21 protein-coding genes are annotated in these 25,185 nt (G+C 45.3%); 5 read left to right on the plus strand and 16 right to left on the minus strand.

Annotated features, from left to right (window positions below):
• Positions 1-405: 405 nt before the first annotated feature.
• The 9 genes from rpoE to BAA9072_RS09780 form a co-directional block, all read right to left on the minus strand.
• Positions 406-969, minus strand: a complete 564-nt coding sequence (gene rpoE, locus BAA9072_RS09740; RefSeq protein WP_201714489.1) for a DNA-directed RNA polymerase subunit delta — start codon at positions 967-969, stop codon at positions 406-408.
• A 160-nt stretch (positions 970-1,129) separates the two neighbouring features.
• On the minus strand, positions 1,130-1,312 hold the full coding sequence (locus BAA9072_RS09745; protein WP_201714490.1) for a hypothetical protein: 183 nt from the start codon (positions 1,310-1,312) through the stop codon (positions 1,130-1,132).
• Between the two features lie 321 nt (positions 1,313-1,633).
• Positions 1,634-4,900, minus strand: coding sequence for a fused isobutyryl-CoA mutase/GTPase IcmF (gene icmF / locus BAA9072_RS09750; RefSeq protein WP_201714491.1), 3,267 nt, complete (start codon positions 4,898-4,900; stop codon positions 1,634-1,636).
• The gene (locus BAA9072_RS09755) at positions 4,897-5,550 is read right to left on the minus strand and encodes a TetR/AcrR family transcriptional regulator (RefSeq protein ID WP_230980814.1); all 654 of its coding nucleotides are present in this window, start codon (positions 5,548-5,550) and stop codon (positions 4,897-4,899) included. The genes icmF and BAA9072_RS09755 overlap by 4 nt, the downstream gene beginning before the upstream one ends.
• Positions 5,551-5,806: 256 nt before the next feature.
• Positions 5,807-6,946, minus strand: a complete 1,140-nt coding sequence (locus BAA9072_RS09760; RefSeq protein ID WP_201714492.1) for an acyl-CoA dehydrogenase — start codon at positions 6,944-6,946, stop codon at positions 5,807-5,809.
• 166 nt (positions 6,947-7,112) lie between these two features.
• A complete protein-coding gene (locus tag BAA9072_RS09765; RefSeq protein ID WP_201714493.1) occupies positions 7,113-8,249 on the minus strand; it encodes an acyl-CoA dehydrogenase in 1,137 nt (378 codons plus the stop codon).
• Positions 8,250-8,278: 29 nt separating this feature from the next.
• The gene (locus tag BAA9072_RS09770) at positions 8,279-9,130 is read right to left on the minus strand and encodes a 3-hydroxybutyryl-CoA dehydrogenase (protein WP_201714494.1); all 852 of its coding nucleotides are present in this window, start codon (positions 9,128-9,130) and stop codon (positions 8,279-8,281) included.
• A 193-nt stretch (positions 9,131-9,323) separates the two neighbouring features.
• Positions 9,324-10,511 (minus strand): acetyl-CoA C-acetyltransferase, encoded by a 1,188-nt coding sequence (locus BAA9072_RS09775; RefSeq protein WP_201714495.1) that lies wholly within the window; start codon positions 10,509-10,511, stop codon positions 9,324-9,326.
• A gap of 326 nt (positions 10,512-10,837) precedes the next feature.
• Positions 10,838-12,955: a 4Fe-4S dicluster domain-containing protein gene (locus tag BAA9072_RS09780; RefSeq protein WP_201714496.1), complete on the minus strand. Its 2,118-nt coding sequence runs from the start codon at positions 12,953-12,955 to the stop codon at positions 10,838-10,840.
• Positions 12,956-13,258: 303 nt separating this feature from the next.
• Between BAA9072_RS09780 and cls the strand changes: the two genes are divergently transcribed.
• On the plus strand, positions 13,259-14,464 hold the full coding sequence (gene cls / locus BAA9072_RS09785; protein ID WP_201714497.1) for a cardiolipin synthase: 1,206 nt from the start codon (positions 13,259-13,261) through the stop codon (positions 14,462-14,464).
• An 11-nt stretch (positions 14,465-14,475) separates the two neighbouring features.
• Positions 14,476-15,429 carry a UV DNA damage repair endonuclease UvsE gene (uvsE, locus tag BAA9072_RS09790; protein WP_201714498.1) on the plus strand — a complete coding sequence of 318 codons (954 nt, stop codon included), beginning with the start codon at positions 14,476-14,478 and terminating at the stop codon, positions 15,427-15,429.
• Between the two features lie 265 nt (positions 15,430-15,694).
• Here uvsE and BAA9072_RS09795 read toward each other — a convergent pair whose 3' ends face one another.
• The 5 genes from BAA9072_RS09795 to speE all read right to left on the minus strand — a co-directional run bounded on the left by BAA9072_RS09795 (position 15,695) and on the right by speE (position 20,095).
• Positions 15,695-15,874, minus strand: a complete 180-nt coding sequence (locus tag BAA9072_RS09795; protein ID WP_032086963.1) for a XapX domain-containing protein — start codon at positions 15,872-15,874, stop codon at positions 15,695-15,697.
• A gap of 97 nt (positions 15,875-15,971) precedes the next feature.
• The gene (gene argS / locus BAA9072_RS09800) at positions 15,972-17,642 is read right to left on the minus strand and encodes an arginine--tRNA ligase (RefSeq protein ID WP_201714499.1); all 1,671 of its coding nucleotides are present in this window, start codon (positions 17,640-17,642) and stop codon (positions 15,972-15,974) included.
• A gap of 4 nt (positions 17,643-17,646) precedes the next feature.
• Positions 17,647-18,084 carry a DUF1934 domain-containing protein gene (locus tag BAA9072_RS09805; protein ID WP_201714500.1) on the minus strand — a complete coding sequence of 146 codons (438 nt, stop codon included), beginning with the start codon at positions 18,082-18,084 and terminating at the stop codon, positions 17,647-17,649.
• A gap of 206 nt (positions 18,085-18,290) precedes the next feature.
• Positions 18,291-19,163, minus strand: coding sequence for an agmatinase (gene speB / locus BAA9072_RS09810; protein ID WP_201714501.1), 873 nt, complete (start codon positions 19,161-19,163; stop codon positions 18,291-18,293).
• 101 nt (positions 19,164-19,264) lie between these two features.
• The gene (speE, locus tag BAA9072_RS09815; RefSeq protein WP_060674316.1) at positions 19,265-20,095 is read right to left on the minus strand and encodes a spermidine synthase; all 831 of its coding nucleotides are present in this window, start codon (positions 20,093-20,095) and stop codon (positions 19,265-19,267) included.
• A 411-nt stretch (positions 20,096-20,506) separates the two neighbouring features.
• Between speE and BAA9072_RS09820 the strand changes: the two genes are divergently transcribed.
• On the plus strand, positions 20,507-22,567 hold the full coding sequence (locus tag BAA9072_RS09820) for a transglycosylase domain-containing protein (RefSeq protein WP_201714502.1): 2,061 nt from the start codon (positions 20,507-20,509) through the stop codon (positions 22,565-22,567).
• Positions 22,568-23,191: 624 nt separating this feature from the next.
• Here the strand turns inward: BAA9072_RS09820 and BAA9072_RS09825 are convergent.
• Together BAA9072_RS09825 and BAA9072_RS09830 are read right to left on the minus strand one after the other, a co-directional pair.
• The gene (locus BAA9072_RS09825; RefSeq protein WP_201714503.1) at positions 23,192-23,695 is read right to left on the minus strand and encodes a YwhD family protein; all 504 of its coding nucleotides are present in this window, start codon (positions 23,693-23,695) and stop codon (positions 23,192-23,194) included.
• A gap of 15 nt (positions 23,696-23,710) precedes the next feature.
• Positions 23,711-24,316: a site-2 protease family protein gene (locus tag BAA9072_RS09830; RefSeq protein WP_230980819.1), complete on the minus strand. Its 606-nt coding sequence runs from the start codon at positions 24,314-24,316 to the stop codon at positions 23,711-23,713.
• A gap of 292 nt (positions 24,317-24,608) precedes the next feature.
• Here BAA9072_RS09830 and BAA9072_RS09835 point away from each other — a divergent pair, with 292 nt between their 5' ends.
• A complete protein-coding gene (locus BAA9072_RS09835; protein WP_034765056.1) occupies positions 24,609-24,794 on the plus strand; it encodes a 2-hydroxymuconate tautomerase in 186 nt (61 codons plus the stop codon).
• A 182-nt stretch (positions 24,795-24,976) separates the two neighbouring features.
• The gene (locus tag BAA9072_RS09840; protein ID WP_201714505.1) at positions 24,977-25,165 is read left to right on the plus strand and encodes a DUF4083 family protein; all 189 of its coding nucleotides are present in this window, start codon (positions 24,977-24,979) and stop codon (positions 25,163-25,165) included.
• Positions 25,166-25,185: the final 20 nt, after the last annotated feature.

Consider the following 25,185-nt stretch of genomic DNA (forward strand, 5'->3'; position numbering starts at 1 on the left):
TAGAGGGTGTCTATTGTAGTTATGTCATGAATTTATCTTGTTCAAAGAAGGACAAGTCCATTCTCCTAAAATAAATTCATCTGCATAAACCAGCTAAAAGACAGCCTCTTATTATCAAGATACGTAAAGATGTAAGGGGTCTTTAAAGAATCGATCCGTCACACATAAAACCTTCTCATGCCAAAGCATTCTTCTTATAAAAACAAAAAACGCCCCGCTTACAATCATGTAAGGGGAGCGTGATATACGTTATTCGTCCCTTTTTAGGGAGCCCAAATAAAATACTACCTCCATGAAGGGAAGAAGTCAAGCATAGAATAAGGATCGAATTTTCAATTATTTTTCATAAATAAAAAGCCCCCTGAAGGCCTTAACCCAACGGGAGCTGTACTGATTCGAGTGAGATTACTTCTCTTCCTCTTCTTCTGATTCATCTTCTTCGTCTTCGTCATCATCTTCGACTTCTTCGAATTCATCGATTTCGAGCTCTTCCTCATCGTCTTCATCAATCTCCAGATCTTCATCTGCAGCGTCAACATCCACATCGTCGTCATCTGTAAGATCATCATCATCGTCTGTATCATCAAGATCATCATAATCCAGATCTTCGTCGTCCAGATCATCAAAATCATCCAGATCCAGATCTTCGTCTTTTTTCTTCGCTTTTTTCTTTTTGCTGGATTTCATCGTTGGGACGGTCTCTTCCTCGATTTGATCAACCGGGTACCATTCTCTTAATCCCCAACGGTTATCCCCCATGGCAATATATCGTCCGTCAATATTCAGGTCTGTGTAGAATTGAAGTAAACGCTTGCGAACCTCTTTATCAGAGATCCCTAGCAAACCTTTAATTTCCTTCACGATCTCTTCAAATGCCATCGCTTGTTTCTTCTCTACTAAAATTTCATGTGCCAGCTCAATGAATGACGTTTGACGCAATTCTTCTTTGGATAATTGCTTAAGACTCACTTTACGCACTTCCTTTCTCTATTTCACACTCTACTAAGTAGAGTAAAAAAGGGCAAAAATTCTCCATTATCAATTTTAACCATATTCAACATTATAAACAATATAAATCACTTTATGCTATACATATCTGGTTTTTCTCGTATTTTTTTCACAGCTGGATTCATGAAGGTCTGCCATTTCCCAGTTTTTGCTCTTTTTGTCCGTTCCGAATCACCTTGAACGCTTCATAGAATAGATAAAAAGAGAGCAGGAAAAATGGGATGGCACCTAATTGAAACTGATATAAAAGAAAGGCGGCATATATGATGATGATTACTAGTATGTATCGTAAAATGGTCTTCACAGTCTCACATCCAAACGTATGTATCGTACTTCCCTTTTCACTTATCTGACAATTCTTATTATATAGGAAATCTTACCCTGTAACTATTAAGATCGTGTTAAAAATTGGTTGATATCGTTTAAAGGATAGACGATTTGGTGCGTTTTTAAACTTGTTGTTGTTTCTTTTATTCTTTTATGAGATATGCTCTGTTGATTGCCTGAATGAAAAAATAACACACTATCATCATTACTATGCACCATGATCATCCATTATTAGATTAGCCCACTGTAAAAAAGAGACCACTGCACTTCTACAGTAGTCTCATCTTCCTTTTATTTGTTACATATTACGACGATACTGTCCGCCTACTTCGTAAAGGGCCCGTGTGATTTGGCCGAGGCTTGCGACTTTTACTGTTTCCATAAGCTCTTCAAAGATGTTTCCTCCGCCCACGGCTGCTTGTTTTAAGCGGGTGAGGGCTTCTTCGGTTTGATCTTTGTTTTGTGATTGGAATGCGCGCAGGTTTTGAATTTGTGTTTCTTTTTCTTCCTTCGTTGCACGTGCCAGTTCCATGCTGTCCATGTCTTCTTCTGAAGGTGGATTTGGATTCAGGTACGTGTTCACTCCTACGATCGGCAGTTCCCCGGAATGTTTCTTCATTTCGTAGAACATGGATTCCTCTTGTATCTTCCCGCGTTGATACTGAGTTTCCATCGATCCGAGAACGCCTCCGCGATCATTTAAGCGGTCGAATTCTGTGAGGACCATTTCTTCTACCAGATCGGTCAGCTCTTCTGCGATGAATGACCCTTGAAGGGGATTTTCATTTTTGGATAATCCGTGTTCCTTCGTGATGATCATCTGGATTGCCATGGCACGGCGGACGGATTCCTCCGTTGGTGTCGTAATAGCTTCATCATAGGCGTTAGTATGCAGGGAGTTACAGTTATCCTGCAGGGCCATCAACGCTTGAAGCGTTGTACGGATGTCATTGAAATCAATCTCTTGGGCATGAAGGGAACGCCCGGATGTTTGAATATGATACTTCAATTTCTGACTGCGTTCATTCGCACCATATTTATCCCTCATAACCGTTGACCAAATACGGCGTGCCACCCGGCCGATCACCGTATACTCCGGATCGAGGCCGTTCGAGAAGAAGAACGATAAGTTTGGTGCAAAGGCATTGATATCCATTCCACGGCTTAAATAATATTCCACATACGTGAACCCGTTCGCCAATGTGAAGGCAAGCTGAGAAATTGGATTGGCTCCCGCTTCGGCGATATGATAACCTGAAATCGATACAGAGTAATAGTTTCGTACTTTGTGATCAATGAAATACTGCTGGATATCCCCCATCATGCGAAGGGCAAATTCGGTTGAGAAGATACACGTATTCTGTCCCTGATCTTCTTTTAAAATATCTGCCTGAACGGTTCCACGGACGACTTGAAGCGTTTGTTCCTTCACTTCTATATATTCTTCCACCGAGAGGACACGTCCAAGCTCCTCTTCCTTCATGCGTATCTGCTGATCAACCGCCGTGTTCATATACATGGCAAGGATGATCGGTGCAGGACCATTGATCGTCATGGATACCGACGTAGAAGGCGCGCACAGATCAAAACCTGCATACAGCTTCTTCATGTCTTCCAATGTACAGATGCTCACGCCGCTCTCTCCGACTTTCCCGTAAATGTCCGGACGGAGATCCGGGTCTTCACCATATAGCGTTACCGAATCAAAGGCCGTACTCAGTCGTTTCGCATCATCATCCTTCGACAGGTAATGGAAGCGGCGATTTGTCCGTTCAGGCGTGCCTTCTCCTGCAAACTGACGCTTTGGATCTTCCCCTTTGCGCTTGAATGGGAATACTCCCGCTGTGTATGGGAAAGAACCTGGAACGTTCTCTTTGTAGACCCAATCCAATATTTGACCGTAATCTTTGTATTTTGGAAGGGAAACCTTAGGGATATCAAGTCCCGATAAGCTTTTTGTCTTTAATTCAGTGACAATTTCTTTATCCCGGACTTTCGTGACAAACTGATCTTTGCTGTAGGTATCTTTGAGATTATCCCACTTTTGTAATATCTGTTTTGATTCTGCTGTCAGTTTATTTTCGACTTCTTCTTTTAAGGTTTGAAGGGATGTGACGACACTCTCATTCGTCTCTTTTTCAGTAACCGCTTCGATTGCCCCTTCAAGCTGGAACAGGCGACGGGCGAGGTTCACTTGCTCTTCGGCTTTTTTATGATAGTTACGGACAGTTTCTGCTATTTCACGAAGATAGTAACGGCGATTGTTTGGAATGATGACGTTTTGCTTTTCTACATCCACGTCTTTGGAGAAGCTTGTTTTCCAGTCCAACTCCATTTTCGTGTTCACGGTTTCGATGATCGCCGCAAACAAGGCATTCGTTCCCGGATCGTTGAACTGACTCGCAATCGTTCCGTATACCGGCATCTCATCTAAATCCTTATCAAAAAGCAAGTGACTGCGCTGGTATTGCTTTTGCACCTGACGTCTTGCATCCTCTGAGCCTTTTCGCTCAAATTTATTGATGACGATCAAGTCGGCAAAATCAATCATATCGATTTTCTCAAGCTGGGACGGAGCACCAAACTCACTTGTCATGACGTACATGGACATGTCACAGATTTCAGCGATTTCCGCATCCCCCTGTCCGATCCCGCTTGTTTCTACGACGATCAGATCATACCCTGCAGCCTTCACTACGTTGATCGCATCCTTGATGGCCAGGGAAAGCTCCGTTTTCGATCCACGGGTAGCCAGACTGCGCATATAGACACGTGGATTGAAGATCGCATTCATGCGGATACGGTCACCCAATAGGGCGCCCCCCGTCTTTTGTTTCGTTGGATCGATAGACAATATCGCAATTTTCTTTTCAGGAAGTTCATTGATGAAACGACGGATCAGCTCATCCGTCAAAGAGCTCTTCCCTGCTCCACCCGTCCCTGTAATCCCTAACACAGGTGCTTTTTTTACTAGGCTTTTGATTTCAGAGAAAACGGTTTGAGCGGTTGCAGCCACTTCTTCATTCGCCCCCACTTGGTACTCGGCGAGTGAAATCAGCTTCGAAACCGTGTTCACATTTCCAGTCGACAGCTTTTCAACTTCTTGATTGACGCTTCCCTTAATAGTGGGGAAATCACATTCTTCAATCATGTTATTAATCATACCCTGAAGACCATGCGTACGGCCGTCTTCAGGTGAAAAGATGCGGGCGATCCCGTATTCGTGAAGTTCCTTGATTTCACGTGGGATGATCACTCCGCCGCCTCCGCCATAAATACGGATATGGGATGCCCCTCTTTCGTTCAAAAGGTCGTACATATATTTGAAGTATTCTACGTGTCCACCCTGATAGGACGAAATCGCAATCCCCTGAACATCCTCCTGAATAGCGGCATTGACGACTTCCTCTACAGAACGGTTATGACCTAAGTGGATCACCTCTGCTCCACTTGCCTGGATAATCCGACGCATTATGTTGATCGACGCATCATGTCCGTCAAACAGGCTCGATGCCGTGACAAAACGAACATGGTGCTTTGGCTTATAAATCTCAACCGTGCTCATATTACTCCCCCTGTTCTCCCTTGTTTTTCAAATCCGATGATGCCTGAAAAAGTGAGTTCGATTTGAAGATTGATGTATTCCTCAAGTGTAAAACGTTTCTGCATCGCCCACCGACGGAATCCCCACATCTGTCCCTGAACGAATACATTCTGAGCCAGCATATGGCACTGATCTTCATCAAGCTCAAGCTTCCCGCTCTCCACGCAGCCTTTGATGAGATTTTCCACCATCCCCACCATTTCAAGTTCCTTGCGCAGTACATACGGAAGGGCATCCTTTGACAAAGATTTCGCTTCTTGATACATGACGAGCACTTCATCCTGCATCCGGTCCATCACCTGAAAATAATGGGCGATTCCGAGCCTTAAGCTCTCTAGCGTCCCTTTTCCTACGTCCAGCTCCTCAAGCTCCAATCGAACCTGCTCATAAATGCTGTCACACACTAAATACAGGACATCTTCCTTTGTTCGGATATATTCGTATAGCGTTCCGATACTGAATCCGGCGGCCTTTGCGATCTCTCTAGTCGTGGTGCGGTGAAACCCCTTTTGTTTAAATAGAGAGACGGCTCCACGAATCATCTGATCACGCCGTTTTTCCACTAAACGCTCATCCTTAACCGAAGCATGAACTTCCCTCTTCTTATTCAAAACAACCGACCGCCTTTACTATCCATTTCTCCCATTGACCCCTAATCCCAAATCACCCGCCTCATCCCCCAACAAAGCAGATGGTTATCTATCTCTCTTAACCTATTCATCCTACATACCGGGTCTGGCACCCAAAAAGAGATTGCATCATACAAACCCCTTTACGCCACGAAACATCACAGAACCAATCGGGTGCCTGACACGCTTCAAAACCTACCACAACATCCCCATAAAGAAATCCTTCTAAACCAATCCCTTACTTCGTCACCATCCGCGAAATAACCAATCTCTGAATTTCCTGCGTTCCCTCATAAATCTGAGTGATCTTCGCATCACGCATATAACGCTCCACAGGATAATCCTTCGTATAACCATATCCGCCAAAGATCTGAACTGCTTCTGTCGTCACCTTCATCGCTGTATCTCCGGCCATCAGCTTCGACATCGCCGATTCTTTTCCGTACGGAAGACCTTCTGATTCCAACCAGGCAGCTTGATAGGTTAGTAGACGGGAAGCTTCGATGGACGTTGCCATATCAGCGATCTTGAATGAAATCCCTTGATTCGCTGCAATCGGCTTACCGAACTGCTCGCGTTCTTTTGCATACTCGACAGACGCATCCAGAGCCCCTTGGGCAATCCCCACCGCCTGAGCGGCAATCCCGTTACGACCGCCATCAAGTGTCATCATGGCAATCTTGAATCCATCGCCTTCGTTCCCAAGCATGTTCTCTTTTGGTACCTTACAATCTTCAAATACGATCTCAGTGGTTGGAGATGACCGAATCCCGAGCTTCTTCTCTTTCTTTCCTACAGAGAATCCTTCGAAGTCTGCCTCTACGATGAACGCACTGGTTCCACGTTGGCGCTGGGAAGGATCTGTCAAAGCAAATACGATATACGTATCAGCGATTCCACCGTTTGTGATGAAAATTTTAGAGCCATTCAATACGTAATGGTCTCCTTCTAAACGAGCCGTCGTTTTCATACCGCCAGCATCGGATCCCGAACCTGGCTCAGTCAATCCGTAAGCCCCGATTTTCTCACCTTGGGCCATTGGACGAAGGTACTTCTGCTTTTGTTCTTCTGTACCAAATTTATATACCGGCCATCCTGCAAGGGAAGTATGGGCCGAAAGGGTTACCCCCGTAGACGCACACACTCTTGAAAGCTCTTCAACGGCGATGCAATACGCTAAGTAATCACTCCCGATGCCGCCATACTCTTCCGGCCAAGGAATCCCCGTCAATCCAAGCTCCGCCATTTTCTTGAATAAATCCATATCAAAGCGCTCTTCCTCATCACGCTCAGCAGCAGTAGGAGCCACCTCATTCCGCGCAAAATCACGCACCATCTTCCGTATCATTTCATGCTCTTCCGATAATCTAAAATTCATCGTAATTCCCCCATAACTAAATTTGTCCGGGTCTGGCACCCTCAAAAAGCAAGCAATGCCACAAACCCCTTTACGCCACTAAACATCTCAATCTATATCGGGTGCATGACACGCTTCAGAATGTATGTACGACTACACCCCTCCAGCGGGTCAAACTAACCCCTTCCTAAACCAACAAATTCTTCCCAATCACCATTCGCTGAATCTCACTCGTTCCCTCATAAATCTCCGTCACCTTCGCATCACGGAACAGGCGCTCAACGGGATATTCCTTTGTATATCCATATCCACCGTAAACCTGAATCGCTTCCGTCGACACTTCAACAGCTGTTTTCGAAGCAAACAGCTTTGCCATACTTGCTTCTTTTCCACAGGAAATGTTGTTCGAACGGAGATTCGCCGCCCGGTACACAAGAAGTTTCGAGCTTTCAACGGCCGTCGCCATATCGGCAAGCTTAAATCCGATTCCTTGCTGGGCGGCAATCGGTTTACCGAATTGCACCCGCTCCTTTGCATAAGCCGTTGAATAGTCAAATGCTGCTTCCGCGATTCCAAGGGCTTGTGCGGCGATACCGATCCTGCCCACTTCAAGGTTGGCCATGGCGATCTTAAAGCCTTCCCCTTCTTCACCCAGAAGATTTTCTGCCGGGACTTTCATATCTTCAAAAGTCAGTTGAACAGTCCTGGAACCGTGAAGGCCCATCTTATGTTCGTCTTTTCCGATTACAAGACCAGATGTATCTTTCTCTACGATAAAGGCAGAGACCCCCCGGCTGCCTTTCGTCGGATCTGTGGTTGCAAATACAATATACGTATCGGCTTCGCCACCATTCGTAATGAAGACTTTCGATCCGTTCAACACATAGTGGTCACCACGCTTTTCAGCACGGGATTTGAGGCTCTTCGCATCGGAGCCTGCACTTGGTTCTGTCAGGCAGAAAGCACCCAGGTATTGTCCTGAAGCAAGTTTAGGGAGATATTTTCGCTTCTGGTCATCATTCCCGAAATAAAGGATGGGGTTCGTTCCTACTGACGTATGAACAGATAAAATCACCCCGATGGTGGCGCTTACTTTCGACAACTCATGGATGGCTATGATATACGAGGTGAAATCCATCTCAGAACCGCCATATTTCTCAGGAGTCGTGATTCCCATCAAACCAAGGGCAGCCATTTTATTTAAAATTTCTCTAGGAAACTGTCCTTCTTCCATCTTCTCTATAAACGGCTGGATTTCCGTTTCGGCAAAATCCCTGACCATCTTTCTCATCATCTGCTGTTCTTCCGTGAATCGTAACTCCATGACTGTTTCCTCCCTGATGTTCGTCGTTATTACTCGTATGAATAAAAGCCACGGCCCGTTTTACGTCCCAGCCAGCCTGCTTTCACATACTTTCTAAGCAGTGGACATGGGCGGTATTTATCATCTCCAAAGCCTTCGTGCAGGGTTTCCATGATGTACAGGCATGTATCGAGTCCAATGAAGTCTGCTAACGTAAGAGGTCCCATCGGATGATTCATACCGAGCTTCATCACTTCATCAATTGCCTCTTTGCCAGCCACTCCTTCATAAAGGGTATAGATCGCTTCATTGATCATCGGCATCAGAATCCTGTTTGAAACGAATCCCGGAAAGTCTTCTACTTCAACCGGCACTTTATTGAGAGATTTCGTCATATCTTCAATCACCTGATAGACTTCATCGGTCGTTGCCAAGCCACGGATGATTTCAACCAATTTCATCACCGGCACCGGGTTCATGAAGTGCATTCCGATCACTTGCTTTGGACGTTTTGTCGCTGCGGCAATTTCGGTGATCGGAAGAGAAGAAGTGTTAGAAGCCAGAATGGTGTGCTCTGGTGTGATCTCATCTAATTGAGCAAAGATCTTTGTTTTGATGTCCATATTCTCAACGGCTGCTTCGATGACAAGGTCCACGTGCTTGGCATCGTGAATATTCGTTGAAGCCGTCAAACGGTCCACGGTCGCGGTTTTATCTTCTTCCGTCATTCTCCCTTTTTCTACGGAGCGCGTCAGATTCTTCTTGATGACGCCGATTCCCTTTTGAACAAGCTCTTCTTTCAAATCGTTCAGATATACGTTAAATCCGGCCTGCGCACAAACTTGAGCGATTCCTGAGCCCATTTGCCCTGCGCCGATGACCATTATGTTTTTGATGTTCATTTTGTTCTCCCCTTTGCTACGATTAAAACTAGTAATCTAGTCGGTTTTACGTGAAGTTTGACTTTGTGATGGTCAGCTGCTGATTATTTGAAGTCATTCACCTGTTGTAACAAACGGCGAATTCAGCAGCTGAACCTTTATCGTCTGCAGGCATCCATGCATCATGTATAATCGAGACCCTCGATCCAAAACTCTACTGCTTTGCTACCTCAATCATAATCGCATCCCCTTGACCGCCTCCACTGCAGATCGAAGCAATTCCTACACCGCCTCCGCGTCGTTTCAGCTCATATGCGAGCGTCAGGATGATGCGTGCTCCGCTTGCCCCAATCGGGTGACCCAGTGCCACCGCTCCACCGTTCACATTGACTTTCTCAGGATCCAAACCTGCGATCTTCCCGCTTGTCAAGGCAACGGCTGCGAATGCTTCATTGATTTCAAACAGGTCGATTTCTTCAAGGGATTTCCCTGTTTTCTTGAGAAGCTCATTAATAACAAGTCCCGGTGTTTGCGGAAAATCTTTTGCTTCAACGGCGATCGCAGTGTGGCCAAGGATCGTCGCCAACGGCTGTTTCCCTTCCTTCAAGGCTCTTTCTTCGCTCATGAGGACCATGGCAGCCGCTCCGTCATTGACTCCCGGTGCGTTCCCTGCTGTGATCGTTCCCTCTGATCCAAAGACAGGGCCTAATTTAGCCAACGCCTCGATGGATGTTTCTTTACGAGGTGCTTCATCTTTCGAGAAGACAACCGGATCCCCTTTGCGTTGGGGAACCTCCACAGCAGCGATTTCTTCACCAAGCAGGCCCTCTTCTGTCGCTTTTACAGCGCGTTCATGACTTCTTAACGCCCACCTGTCCTGTTCTTCTCTTGATAGTTCGAATTCTTTCGCTGTTTCGTTTCCGTACGTTCCCATGTGGACGTTGTTGAAGCTGCATGTCAATCCGTCGTGAACCATCAAGTCCTTCACCTGTGAGTCTCCCATCTTAAATCCCCATCGAGCTTTTGGCAGGATGTAAGGTGCATTGGACATGGATTCCATTCCGCCTGCCACGATGACTTCACCATCGCCTGCACGGATGATCTGATCTCCGAGTGTGACGCTCCTCATTCCTGACGCACAAACTTTATTGATCGTTTCTGTTTTGACATTCCAAGGTAACCCTGCGTGGCGAGATGCCTGTCGGGATGGGATTTGCCCCTGTCCCCCTTGTAAAACAGATCCGAGGATAACTTCTTCTACCTCTTCTCCACTTACACCGGCTCGTTTCAAGGCTTCCTTCACAGCAAAGCCTCCGAGTTCAGAAGCTGAAAAACTGCTCAGACTTCCTCCAAATTTACCGAAAGGCGTTCTGGCTCCATCTAAAATAACCGTTTTCCCCATCACAATCGCTCTCCTTTATATGTGAAAGATTTGATTCGACAAAAGCAACATTGTATACGCTTTCAATTTCACCTAAAATTTTTTCGACTGAACGCTCGCTCACCTGTTCCGCATAAGAGAAGGGACAGTTTTTGTCCCTTATATATCTTTATTGTACTCCATATTCAGGTCGAACGCATTGATTTTTTAGAAAGTTTTTATTTTTCTATTATATTTACTATTGTAGAAAAACAATAGGAGTAAAACGAAATAGAGACTATTTTGTTTTACTCCTGAATGTTCCTATCAAATGTGCGGACGATTCATTATTAATCTGATACTATTTTTCACGAAGCAGCCGACTGGTCCTTTGGATCACCACAAACAGCTTTCTCGAGAATTTCTGCCACATCCAGAGTGGAAACATTTTCTTCCACTTCCTTCGCTTTCGTTCCATCCGACAGCATGGTCAGGCAGTATGGGCAGCCTGAGCTGATAACCGATGGACTGACAGCCAGTGCCTGCTCGGTACGGGAAACGTTGACCCGGTGACCTGCGTCTTCTTCCATCCACATAAGTCCTCCACCTGCACCACAGCACATGCCTTTTTCGCGGTTTCGTTCCATTTCAATCAATTTCACGCCGGAGATTGATTTCAGGATTTCACGCGGTGGGTCATATACTTCGTTGTAACGTCCCAGATAACAGGAGTCATGGAAGGTGATCGTTTCGTTCACTTCGTATTGCGGTTTCAGGCGCCCTTCCTGTACCAGCTGATGCAGAAGTTCGGTATGGTGGTACACTTCAGCTTCCAGACCAAAGTCCGGATACTCATTTTTGAAAATGTTGTAGGCATGAGGATCAATCGTCACAATCTTATTGATTTCATGCTTTTCAAACTCTGCGATATTTTGACCGGCAAGCTCCTGGAACAGAAATTCGTTTCCAAGTCGGCGCGGTGTATCACCGGAGTTCTTTTCTTTATTTCCAAGGATTGCGAATTTCACGCCTGCTTCGTTCATCAGCTTGGCAAAGGATAACGCGATTTTTTGGCTGCGGTTATCAAATGACCCCATAGATCCCACCCAGAAAAGGAATTCAAATTCTTCCCCTGCTTTTTTCATTTCTTTTACCGTAGGAATGGTGACATCCTCTCTCGCTTCACGCCAGTTTTCACGTTCTTTACGGTTTAATCCCCAAGGATTTCCCTGACGCTCGATGTTTTGCATGGCACGCTGTGCATCCGCATCCATCTTTCCTTCTGTCAGAACCAGGTAGCGACGAAGATCAATGATCTTATCTACGTGCTCGTTCATAACGGGGCATTGATCTTCACAGTTACGGCAAGTAGTACATGCCCATATCTCTTCTTCAGTGATGACATCGCCGATCAGGCTCGGGCTGTATGCAGCACCAGCAGCTGCTTCTTCTGCTGCTTGAGTGGCACTTGCCATTGCCAACTGATTCCCCTTTGTGCCATTGAATGCAAATGTCGGAACCCAAGGCTTCTTCTGTGTAACGACTGCACCATGATTGGTCAGGTTATCACGAAGCTTGACGATGAGATCCATCGGGGAAAGCATTTTCCCTGTTCCTGTTGCCGGACACATATTTGTACAACGACCACATTCTACACAAGCATAGAAATCGATCATTTGGTGTTGTGTAAATTCTTCTATTTTTCCCACACCGAAGCTTTCGGCTGATTCATCTTCAAAGTCGATCGGCTTAAGCTTCCCAGGATTGTCTAAGCGATTGAAATAAACATTGGCAGGACCTGCGATTAAATGTGCATGCTTGGATTGCGGCACATACACAAGGAATGCCAGTAAGAATAGTGAGTGAATCCACCATGCCACATAGAAAATGGCGATGGAAGCCGTTTCTCCAATGCCTCCAAATGCCCCTGCAATCAGTGACGCAACAGGCTCTGTCCAGGCAAGTTCTTCTCCGTGCCAGATAAGTCCCATTCCGTTTCCTACAAGAACGGACAGCATTAGTCCACCGATGAATAAGAGAACCAGTCCTGACTTAAAGCCCCGCTTTAAGCGAACCAGTTTTTCCACATATCGGCGATGGAATGCCCAGACGACAGCTACCAGGATCATGAGTGTGACAAGCTCCTGGAAGAACGTGAATCCAGAATATAATGGACCTAATGGTAAGTGACTTCCCGGAGCAAGTCCTTTCCAGATAAAGTCGATGGCCCCGAATTGCACCAGGATGAATCCGTAGAAAAACATCACGTGAATCGCTCCACTTTTCTTATCTTTCAAAAGTTTTTTCTGCCCGAAGACATTGACCAGGATTTTCTGGAATCGCTCTTTGAAGCGTTTATCGAATTCCACTTTTTTCCCGAGCTTAATATATTCAATTCTCGTCTTTACTACATACACAAACAGACTAAGTGCATAAACGGTCACGAGTATAAACGCAACCCAATTGAGAATGAGTAACCCATTCATAGACAACACTCCCCCTTATTTGGTCTGAATTGAACTTCCCCTTTGTTCAAACTTTTACAAACCAAATTAATATTCTGAATAGTTCTTATCTCCATTATATTATGAATGAGCATTCAGTCAATGGTTTTTCCCAAGAAAAATGAAAACCTTTTCATGAATGATCATTCAGTTCATAAAAAGAAACAGGACTATTTGTACCCCCCACAGGTTTCAAAAGGACTTACGAGGGAAAAGAAGAAAAGGATGCAAAAGTACATAAAATTCGGGACATACTAAAGACAATGCAAATGAGAGAGTGATTTTATGTGGTGGTTAATTCTGCTGTTAATCCTTGCCGCTGTTATCGGATGGCTAATGCTCGACTTCAAATTGGGAAGAAGTCATTTTATCCGGACCCGGACAAGAAGAGATTACGAAAAACGGAATAGTACTATTCGATTGTTTTCAAGGGGACCTGAGCTTTTTGATCAAATGTTCAAAGAGATGAAAGAAGCCAGGTCTTCTATTCATGTATCCTTTTATATTGTGCAGGATGACCATTTTGCCCTCAGGTTCCTGGAGTTACTCAAAGGTAAAGCCAAAGAAGGCATTGAGGTCCGACTGTTGATGGATCAGATCGGCAGTCACAACCTTCCTAAATCGAAGGTAAAGGAACTTCGTCATGCTGGTGTCGAGGTTGATTTCTCCCAGATAGTCAAACTTCCCTATCTGTTCTTTTCCTCTCAGCAGCGTAATCACCGGAAGATTACCGTTATCGATGGTAAGATCGGTTATTTGGGCGGATATAATATCGGGAAGGAATATATCGATGAAAATGAGAAGCCCGAACTCTCCCCTTGGAGGGATTATCACCTCCACCTGGTAGGAGAGGGTGTCCACGATTTACAGACAGAGTTCTGCATAGACTGGTTTCGAACTACACATAAAGATTTAAAGGACGAAGCGAAGTATTTTCCCCCTGCTGAAAAAGGAAACATAGAACATCAGATCTTTCCAACAGAAGGGATCAACATCGAAGAATTCTTTGGAAATTTCATCGATGAAGCACAAAAGGAAATCATTATCGGAACCCCATACTTTATTCCCACTCCGATATTGATGGATGCCCTTTGTAGTGCACTGGATAGAGGCGTCAAACTGAAAATCATTATTCCAAATAATGCCGATCATCTGTTAGTGAAGGAAGCTGCTTTTCCATATTTGAGACCTCTCCTCGCAAAAGGAGCAGAAGTATATCAATTCATGAACGGCTTTTACCATGCGAAAGTAATGGTCGTCGATGACCACTTCTGTGATATCGGCACAGCAAATTTTGATAAACGAAGCTTCTTTATCAATTTAGAAATCAACAATCTGATTTACGACAAAGGATTTATCAAAACGTTGAAAAGGGAAATGGAAAAAGACATGGAGGCATCTGATCTATTAAGCGAAAGCGACCTCTCTTCGGTTTCCATGCTCACCCGATTAAAGGAACGCATCGCTTCCTCCATTTCAATCTTACTTTAGGGGGATGACGCATGAAAGTCCGACTCGGTTTCGTGGCTAACTCCCTTTCTTTATGGGATGCAAGCCCTGCTAAAACGATGACTTATAAACGATATACTGAATTACCTAAGAACGAGCGTATGGATCGCCTGAAGGAAGTGACGAGGTTAAACCTGGAACATACGAAACGCATCCTGTATCTGTGCGCGGCCCACGAAATTAAACTGTACAGATTATCCAGTTCCCTCGTTCCCCTTGCCACCCACCCGGAAGTGGCGTGGGACTTCTACTCCCCATTCAAGAGGGAGTGGAAAGAACTTGGAGATCTGATCAAAATGTTTGGAATCAGGGCAAGCTTTCACCCCAACCAATTCACCCTGTTCACGAGTCCCAAGCAGCATGTGACAGACAATGCCGTAAAAGATATGGTGTATCACTACCGGATGCTTGAGTATATGGGAATCGAGAAGGATTCCGTCATTAACATTCATATTGGCGGAAGCTATGGGGATAAGGAAGAAACCTTAGTCCGTTTTCATGAGAATCTGAAGAACCTTCCGGGTAATGTGAAAGAGGTCATGACGTTGGAAAATGACGACAAAACCTATACGGTCGAAGAAACATTGGACGTTTGTCAAAAAGAGGACGTCCCCATGGTCCTGGACATTCACCATCACATGGCCAACCCAAGTAAAAAGCCTCTTGAGGATTATCTTGAAAATATTTTCGCCACATGGGACAGGAGAGATTTAGTTCCGAAAATACATATCTCCTCCCCCAAATCCGAAAAAGCTTTCCGCTCACATGCTGACAAGGTAGATCCGGATTTTGTGGAAGGATTCTTCAAAACTCTGAAGACCTTCAATCAGGACGTGGATTTTATGATCGAAGCCAAGCACAAGGACCTGGCCATGCTGAAGCTTATTGAAGATCTCTCTTCCATCCGTGGGGTGAAGCGGGTCAGTGGCGGAGCTTTGGAGTGGTAAATAAAGAAGATGGACATTTTGGTGTTCGTCTTCTTTTTGTTTTGTTGCAGTAAGTACCACTCTAACTCACTGGGAGTGTGTGTTCATTTATATAGAAACTGAATCCATCCGCTACGAAAGCAACTTTAATAAACGTCCATTTCCGCTTCAGAATTCTTTTTTTACGTGTTTCTGATGATTATCCCCTATGCGATCGACTTTTTTCATCAAGTGTTCCACATTTAATTCCGTCTACTTTAGGGGGATTGTTTTTCATATGTACACTTTATTTGAAGACCGATTCGATCCAGGGCTGAATCGCCATAAAGGCTTTAAACCCAAGATAGATTCCAACGATTCCTGCAATTCCTGCAAGGGCAGGCGGTGCCGGTATCGGCAGCTTAAATAAAGCGAAGATAAACCCAACTAAAAACCCGGTTACAATGGCCAACACTACAGTTTTCATAACATTCTTCTCCTCCATTCGTCTTCCATTATTATACGTTAAAGCAGGAGAATTATAAGAAAAAGGTCCACCCTTTTGAGGGACGGACCTTTTGTGTTTACATTTTTTCCGGAGCTGCTACACCGATTAAGGCGAGAGCGTTTTGTAACGTGACACGTACGACTTTCACTAAAGCGAGACGTGCTGTCGTCAGTTCACGATTTTCTTCATCGAGTACCTTGTTGGCATTGTAGAAGCTGTGGAAAGCAGATGCCAAGTCGTTGATATAGTTTGCTACACGGTGAGGTGTGCGTTTTTCAGCTGCATCGGCAATCATTTGCGGGAATTCACCTAATTTTTTCAATAAGTCCACTTCTTTTTCCGTACCGATCAGTTTCAAGTTGATCTTGTCTTCTGAAGCAAGTCCCTGCTCTTCTGCCTGGCGAAGAATACTGCAAATACGCGCGTGGGCATATTGAGCGTAGTACACAGGGTTTTCATTCGACTGGGATACCGCTAAGTCCAGATCAAAGTCCATATGCGTATCGGCGCTTCTCATCGCGAAGAAATAGCGGACCGCATCAAGGCCTACCTCTTCTACAAGTTCACGCAACGTAACTGCCTTCCCTGTACGCTTACTCATCTTCATTTTTTCACCATTTTTATAAAGGTGTACGAGTTGAATCACTTCTACTTCCAATTTATCACGATCAAAGCCCAGTGCTTCGATGGCCGCTTTCATACGGGGGATGTATCCGTGATGGTCTGCACCCCAAATATTGATCAGTACATCATGTCCACGCTCGAATTTGTCCTGGTGGTAGGAAATATCAGGAGTCAGGTATGTGTACGTGCCGTCATTCTTGATGAGAACACGGTTCTTGTCATCACCAAGCTCTGTTGAACGGAACCAGGTCGCACCGTCCTCTTCGTATACATGACCGTTATCTCTCAACGTTTTCAAGGCAGCATCGATTTTCCCATTTTCATAAAGGGATGTTTCAGAATACCACACGTTGAAAGGAACGCGGAACATTTCCAGATCCTTTTGAAGCTTGGCCATTTCGATCTTCAAGCCGTATTCACGGAAGAACTTGTAGCGCTCCTCTTCACTTACCTCAGCATATTTCGAGCCGTATTCTTGAGCCAATTTCTTCCCGATACCGATAATGTCCGCTCCATGATATCCGTCTTCAGGCATCGCTTTGTCTTCTCCGAGGGCTTGGAAATAACGGGCTTCAACAGAAATCGCCAGGTTATGGATCTGGTTTCCGGCATCGTTGATGTAGTATTCACGGGTTACCTTATACCCTGCTTTTTCAAGGACGTTACATAGGGAATCACCTACTGCAGCTCCACGGGCGTGACCAAGGTGAAGGTCACCTGTCGGGTTGGCAGATACAAACTCAACGTTTACTCTTTCACCATTTCCAGCGTTTGATTCTCCGTATTCCTGATCCTGATCCAGAATCATCGGGATTAAGTCTGTCAGGTATTCATTGTTCATATAGAAATTGATGAATCCAGGGCCTGCAATCTCCATTTTTTCAATGGATGCTTTAGACTGGTCGAAGTTAGCGACGATGTCATTCGCGATCATTCGTGGCGCTTTTTTCGCGACACGGGCAAGCTGCATCGCCATATTTGTTGAATAATCTCCGTGTGATTTTTCTTTCGGTATCTCCAGGATGACATCCGGGATCTGATCCTCTGTTGCGAGTCCCGCTTTCAGGACCGCTGCTTTGATTTCGGCTTTCAGGTTTTCTTGTACTTTTTCGACGATATTCATATCGTTATGCTTCCTCCTTATAGTGAATGGACATAACATAATCCCCAACCGGGCTGTCCTGCATCTTTAACTCATAAGAAAGGTTGAAATCCCCTTCTAGCTTGGAGTCACTCTGTGTATGTGAAAGTGTTTTGGTTTTCGTTGTAAGTAAGAGGGTACCGAGCTGGCTCTCGTAGGATCCGTTCTGTTCCTCGAGCTCGTTGAAGGCCATCCTCATTTTGACTGCCCCGCTCCTGAGGATGAGGGCCTGTCGATCTGTGACTTTGACGATGGTATGAGTGGTCCCTTCCTCTTGAACTTCATCGTATTTTAGAAAAATGGCATCCCCTTTTTCATAGTATCGACCAAATGATACCAATTCAAAAGAGTCACTTTCCTCTCCGATAGTGATTCTGGTTTTCAAGTGAACTTTGACAGGGGTAGATTCTGCTTTTGCCGTCAAACCACTCACATCCTTTTCTTTTTAGGGTCCGATCAAGTGATAGGTCCGTCCCTCTTATAGACGTCCCTTCCTTCTAACTAATTAAGTATAAGAAGTATTGTGAGAAATTGCAATGGAACAGGGTGAGTTTTCATTTATTGGAGGTATGTAAGCGGATTTATGGTAAAAGAAAAGCCTCTTCTGCAAATAGAAGAGGCTTTGGGCGTTTATTTCACCCAGCCAAGAAGCATTTCACGGATCAGCTTGCTTGCTGTATTCGCTGTTTGTTCAGATGGATCATAGATCGGCGCTACCTCCACAAGGTCCGCTCCTACCACATTCACATCAGAGTGGGCTATGGCATGGATGGATGCCAGTAATTCCTTGGATGTGATTCCGCCACAGTCCACAGTTCCTGTTCCTGGAGCGTGAGCCGGGTCCAATACATCAATATCAATCGTTACATAGACAGGGCGCCCTGCAAGTTCGGGAAGAATTTCCTTCAACGGCTCCAGCACTTCAAACTTTGAAATATGCATGCCGTTTTCCTTCGCCCATTGGAATTCTTCTTTCATCCCGGAACGGATCCCGAATGAATAGACGTTCTTCGGTCCGATGTGCTCAGCGATCTTGCGGATCGGAGTCGAGTGAGATAATGGTTCCCCTTCGTACTCTTCACGAAGGTCTGTATGGGCATCCATATGGATGATGGCAAGGTCCGGGTATTTTTTCGCAACAGCTTTCATGACCGGCCAAGACACCAAATGTTCCCCACCCATACCGAATGGGATTTTCCCTTCCCCAAGAAGACCGTCGATAAAATCTTCAATCATATCAATGCTCCGCTGCGGGTTACCGAATGGCAGTGGAATGTCACCGGCGTCGTAATATTTCACTTCTTCAAGCTCGCGGTCCAGGTACGCACTATACTCTTCTAAACCGATCGACACCTCGCGTATACGGGCAGGGCCGAAACGGGAACCCGGACGATAGCTGACCGTCCAATCCATCGGCATACCGTAAAGAACCACCTGGCTATCCTCATAAGAAGGATGACTCTTAATAAACACATTACCTGAATAAGCCTCATCAAAACGCATATTCTTCAACCTCTCTTTTAGAGGGACGGACCTTGGTTCAGGTCCGTCCCTCCTTGAATTTAAACGATTTTACGCTGAAATTTGAGGTCCGTCCCTCAAATTTATTTTGTCAGGTCTTTAACGAACTTAGGTAGGGCGAATGCTGCTTTGTGCAGTTCCGGTGTATAGTATTTGGTTTCGATGTCATGGAAACGCTCTTCCGGCACTTCGATCGGGTCGTGCTTTTTGGAACCGATGGTGAAAGCCCACAGGCCGCTTGGGTATGTCGGGATATTCGCTGTGTACAGGCGGGTGATAGGGAAGATTTCCTTTACATCACTTTGTACCTGGCGAATAAGATCTGCTTTGAACCAAGGATTATCACACTGTGCGACAAAGATTCCGTCTTCTTTCAATGCTTTCGAGATTCCTGCGTAGAATCCTTTCGTGAATAGATTTACCGCTGGTCCTACAGGCTCAGTGGAATCCACCATGATTACGTCATATTCGTTTTCACTTTTCGCGATGTGCATAAAACCATCGTCCACTTGCACGTCCACGCGCTCATTTTCCAACTCTCCAGCAATCTCAGGCAGATACTTCTTCGAGTACTCAATCACTTTTCCATCGATCTCTACAAGAACCGCTTTTTTCACGCTTGGGTGCTTTAACACTTCGCGAATGACGCCGCCGTCTCCACCGCCCACGACTAATACGTTCTCAGGGTTAGGGTGAGTAAATAATGGAACGTGCGCGACCATTTCGTGATAAACGAACTCATCCTTTTGGCTTGTCATCACCATTCCATCAAGGAACAGCATATTGCCCCATTCTTCTGTCTCAGCCATTTCAAGATATTGAAAATCCGTTTGCTCTGTATGTAAAGTCTTCTTGATTTTCATCGTAATCCCGAAGTTTTCTGTTTGTTTCTCTGTGTACCAAAGTCCACTCATTGTTTCAACTTCCCTTCTGGTTTTCATTTTTTATCGTTTTTTTCTCTGTTGCCGCTCTTCGCTGTAAAAAATCATATACCGCTAGTTTGAGTTTTCCCACGTTCAACTCAGGGCAAAACAGGTCACTCTTTTGAGCGAAAGCCTGTCATAACGGGTTTTACTCCTATTTATAAGAACATCCGCAACGGACGTCATTTTTATCCTTCCCTATCATGATAAATACAAACATGAGAAAAAGTATAGTGGAATCTAGCAAAATTTCAAGTGAAATTTTTTCTAAACCTTTGACGTTTAAAATCTCGTAAAACTTTTCATACTAATACTACACGCTGTTCATTCATGACCAATATAAAAAATTCAAGGTCCGTCCCTCAAAACATGCGGGCCTCTGTAGGGAAAGTAGGGAGAGGTATGGAACTGATGGCTCGAATGGAGAAGACAAAAAAATATGCGAGATTTGCAGTGGTTGGGGCACTCTTGGTTACGGTCCTCTTATTGGTCGGGATCATGGGAATCTTAATCTACGCCAAGGTCCAGGGGCCACCTCCCCTTGCCGTCCCTCAATCTACTCTGATCTACGGTGAGGATGGATCTGTCATTGGAGAAACGAATACAGGCGAGAAGCGTTACTGGGTAGGCCTGAACGACATTTCCCCTGCTCTCATTGAAGCGACCATCTCCATTGAAGATAAAAGCTTCTACCAGCACTACGGCTTTGACCTGAAGCGGATGGCAGGAGCAGTCATTGCCGACGTTAAAGCCATGTCGAAGGTGCAGGGAGCAAGCACCATTTCACAACAGTATGCTCGCAATCTATTTTTATCTCATGATAAGACATGGAAGAGAAAGATTTCCGAAGCCCTCTACACGATCAGGATTGAAATGAACTACTCCAAGAAGGACATTCTAGAAGGCTATTTAAATACCATCTATTATGGACACGGTGCATACGGGGTCCAGGCAGCGAGTCAATATTATTTCGGCAAGGACGCCAATCAATTGACGGTTTCAGAAGCCGCCATGCTCGCCGGGATACCGAAAGCACCGTCCTATTATTCACCGGTCACCCATATGGAAAACGCCAAGAAGCGTCAGGAACTGATACTCCAGTCCATGACCGAAGACCGCTATATCTCAAAAGAGCAGCAGGTTGCATCTAAAGCAGCACCGATTCGCATCACGGGGGAACACGCCCACCAAAAGGTGAAGACCGCTCCTTATTTTCAAGATGTTGTGAAAAGTATCCTCCGTTCAGACCTGGGTATTGCAGAACGTACAATCGAAATGGGCGGTTTGAAGGTTTATACAACTCTCAACCCTGATCATCAAAAAGTCGCCGAAAAAGTGGTAAAGGAACAGATCTCCGAAGAATCTGATATTCAATTGGGCTTCGTATCCATGAACCCGAAAAATGGATATGTAACGGCTCTTGTAGGGGGACGGGATTATGAAGAAAGTCCGTTTAACCGCGCAGTTCAGGCCATCAGACAACCTGGATCAACCATCAAGCCGCTTCTTTACTATTCGGCTTTAAAGCAGGGCTTTACGCCTGCCACGACGATGAAGAGCGAATTGACGTCTTTCACCTTCGATAACGGGAAGTCGTACACCCCTCATAATTACAACAATAAATATGCAGGTGGTGACATCACCCTGGCCCAAGCCATCGCTCTTTCAGATAACGTATACGCCGTAAAGACACACCTCTTCATCGGTCAGGACACCTTGACGAAAGCGGCAAAAGAGAAGTTCGGATTAACGACGAAAGTGAAAAAGTACCCTTCATCTGCACTCGGTACATCCGGTGCAAGAGTCATCGATATGGTCAACGCATACAGCATCTTTGCCAACGGCGGCTACAAAGTGAAGCCCGTTTTTATTACAAAGGTGGAAGACTGGTCAGGTAACGTCATCTATGAAAAGGAAACGAAAAAAGAGCAGGTGCTGGACCCCGACCTTACCTACGTCATGACCCATATGCTGACCGGGATATTCGATCCTAAGCTCAATGATTACTCGACAGTAACAGGAATCCAAATCCGTAAAGATGCGACACGTCCATATGCAGGCAAATCTGGTACCACCAATACGGATAACTGGATGATCGGATACTCACCCCAACTGACTGCTGGTGTGTGGACCGGATACGATAGAGAAAAGGAAATCTCCCTCGTGGACGATAAATACTATGCCAAAAAAATCTGGGTACACTTCATGGAAGAAGCGCTAAAGGATGAACCCGTCAAAAACTTCAAACCAACAAAAGGCGTCGTCGGCGTAGCCGTAAATCCCCACAACGGACTGCTCGCCACAGAAGACTGTCCCGTACAGCGCTTCACCTACTTCGTTAAAGGAACCGAACCGACAGAATACTGCCATGAACACTTGGGTGAAAAAGAAGCGCCGAAAGAAAAACCACAGGAACAAGAAAAAAAATCTTGGTATGACAAAGTGAAAGATTGGATTTTTTAACAGAAAAGCGGAGGCGGCTTGTTCAGGCCCGACAAGCATAAGGCGAGAACGTTGGAAAGGCGCTCTTTGCCTTTCTGACGTTCTTGACTTATGACCTCGAGGGACTAGCCGCCGGAGCTGGACAAACAGAAAAGCGGAGGCGGCTTGGGAAGAGGCGACAAGCATAAGACGAACCTGCCGGAAAGGCGCTCTTTGCCTTTGTGGCAGGTTTGGCTTATGACCTCGAGCCTCTAGCCGCTGGAGCTGGACAAACAGAAAAGCGGAGGCGGCTTGGGAAGAGGCGACAAGCATAAGTCGAACCTGCCGGAAAGGCGCCCTTTGCCTTTGTGGCAGGTTTGGCTTATGACCTCGAGCCTCTAGCCGCTGGAGCTAGACAAACAGAAAAGCGGAAAGAGTTCACCCAAAAGTGGCATATCGGATTCCTACTTGGCTGCACCAACCCCAAATCACACACTATATATCTATAAAAAAAACGAAAAACCTCGGGTTTGTGCGAACCCGAGGTTTTTCATGTCCTAGTTTATGTGCAAACTGTGATTTAAGTGTACTTTTTTTCTTCCATAAGGGCAAGATGTGAACGACATATTCAAAAAAGTGTCACAGTTTGTTCACAAAACGACATTTTTATATTTTTAAGGCTTCCTTTAGCTCATCCATTGAGCGTTCCCACATACCGGCATCATGCTTCTTTAAGAAATCCATCAGAATTCCTTTGGATTTGTCGTCCAAATGATCAAGGACGATCTTCCGCTTGATGGATTTATCCATATTATTCACGTGCTCCGGCATGGACTTGTAGCCCCTGCGCTTCTCACGGTTTACGACGAGCTCACACGCTGTTACACCTGCATAATACGGGCCGTTTTCCATCCGGTCGATGGTCACCCATATCAGCCAGTACGTCTTACCGCCAGCCGAGTCCTCACGGTTATTTGTGAATTTGATCCCTTTTTCGATGGGACTTCTCGCATGCAAGGCACCGATCTCGATCGTCGCTTCTCCTTCTTCCACATCAATCATCACAGGGGAAACATTGTCAAGGCTCAATGATCCTACTCCGTAGCCGCCGTGGCCGTCAGTGGGATCACTTTTGATGATATTGAATCCAATGTTTTTTTTCTTTTCCATGAAACTTCACTCCTTCTAGCTAAAGATTGAAAAAACAGTCGTGAATATCGCACTGAATGCCTGGTTTGTTGCTGTCATACCGCTCTGTAATAATGGCCAGATCGTGTATTCGTCCAGGGGGGTGATCACAATAATTAAAAATAGTAAAACGCCGTATTGCTCATACTGGGACAGTTTCGCCCTGACATGATTCGGGGACAGATCCTCTATGATCCGGTACCCATCCAGTGGCGGAAATGGCAGTAGATTGAAGACAAACAACAATACGTTCAAGTAAACGATCATCTGCAAAAGGTCAATGACAAATGGAGGAACTCCGACTCCACCCGTCACCCCTACAAAGAAATAGAAAAATCCAAATGCAATGAATGCCAGTAAAAAATTACTCAGTGGACCTGCAACCGATACCAGCACTCCCGCCAAACGGGGATTCTTGAACCGGGACCTCATGACCGGCACGGGACGCGCCCAGCCAAACCCCGCGATTAATATTAAAATGGTCCCCAGGGGGTCCAGGTGTTGAATCGGGTTTAATGTGAGTCTTCCTTGATCCTTCGCTGTCGTATCCCCGAATTTGTATGCCACAAAGGCGTGGGCAAACTCATGAACCGTAAAAGCCATGACGAGGGCAATGACGACAAATGGGAGCTCTTCCAAACGAAAGACGGAAATGGACTCAAAAAGAGAGCTTAATATATCCAAAAGTATGTACTCCTTTAAAAAATGTTTTACTTCCTTATTCCATAGTATACAGAAAAATTCCTGCATGCATGACGACTCTAAGAAAACTATTCCTCTTTCCATCATACCAAACTTGCTCTCTCATCCCCTACCCAGTACATTTAAATGGGGGGCAGATATGTACGAGCCTACCACAGATTGTACCAAATCCAAAAGCAAGGAGCGAACCATAATGCCTTATATCACCGTAAAAATGCTCGAAGGACGTTCAGAAGAACAAAAGCGTGCCCTCGTCGAAAAAGTAACCGAAGCCGTCAGCGAAACAACGGGAGCACCTGAAGAAAAAATCGTTGTCTTCATTGAAGAAATGACAAAAGGTCACTATGCAGTCGGTGGCAAGAGACTCAGCGACCAGTAGGCACAACCATAAGATAAGCCGGATAAATTGGTGTTCTCTGCCTTTTAACCGGCTTGTCTTATTTTCTCCCCTTTGATTCACTTCGCGTCCTGCTCCCGGCGCCTATTTGAATACAAAAAATGGGTACCATTTGCATCTGAAGAATACGATATACCATACACCTATGGAAAGGATGAAGTAAAATGGACATCAACCTCGGCGATGTACTCTTCCAACTGTTCATGATGGCTTTCCTGTTAGCTATTGTGGTGACCGCTTTCATCGTAGCGAAAGGGTTTCGAAACAGAAGGCTCGAGCAGCGGAAACAAGACAAACAAATTGAAGAAAAGCTTGATCAAATCATCGAAAAAATGGATCAAGCTCCAAAGTAAACAGATGAAACGTTGAGCTT

It is taken from the genome of Rossellomorea arthrocnemi (assembly GCF_904424705.1).
Taxonomy (GTDB): Bacteria; Bacillota; Bacilli; order Bacillales; family Bacillaceae_B; genus Rossellomorea; species Rossellomorea arthrocnemi.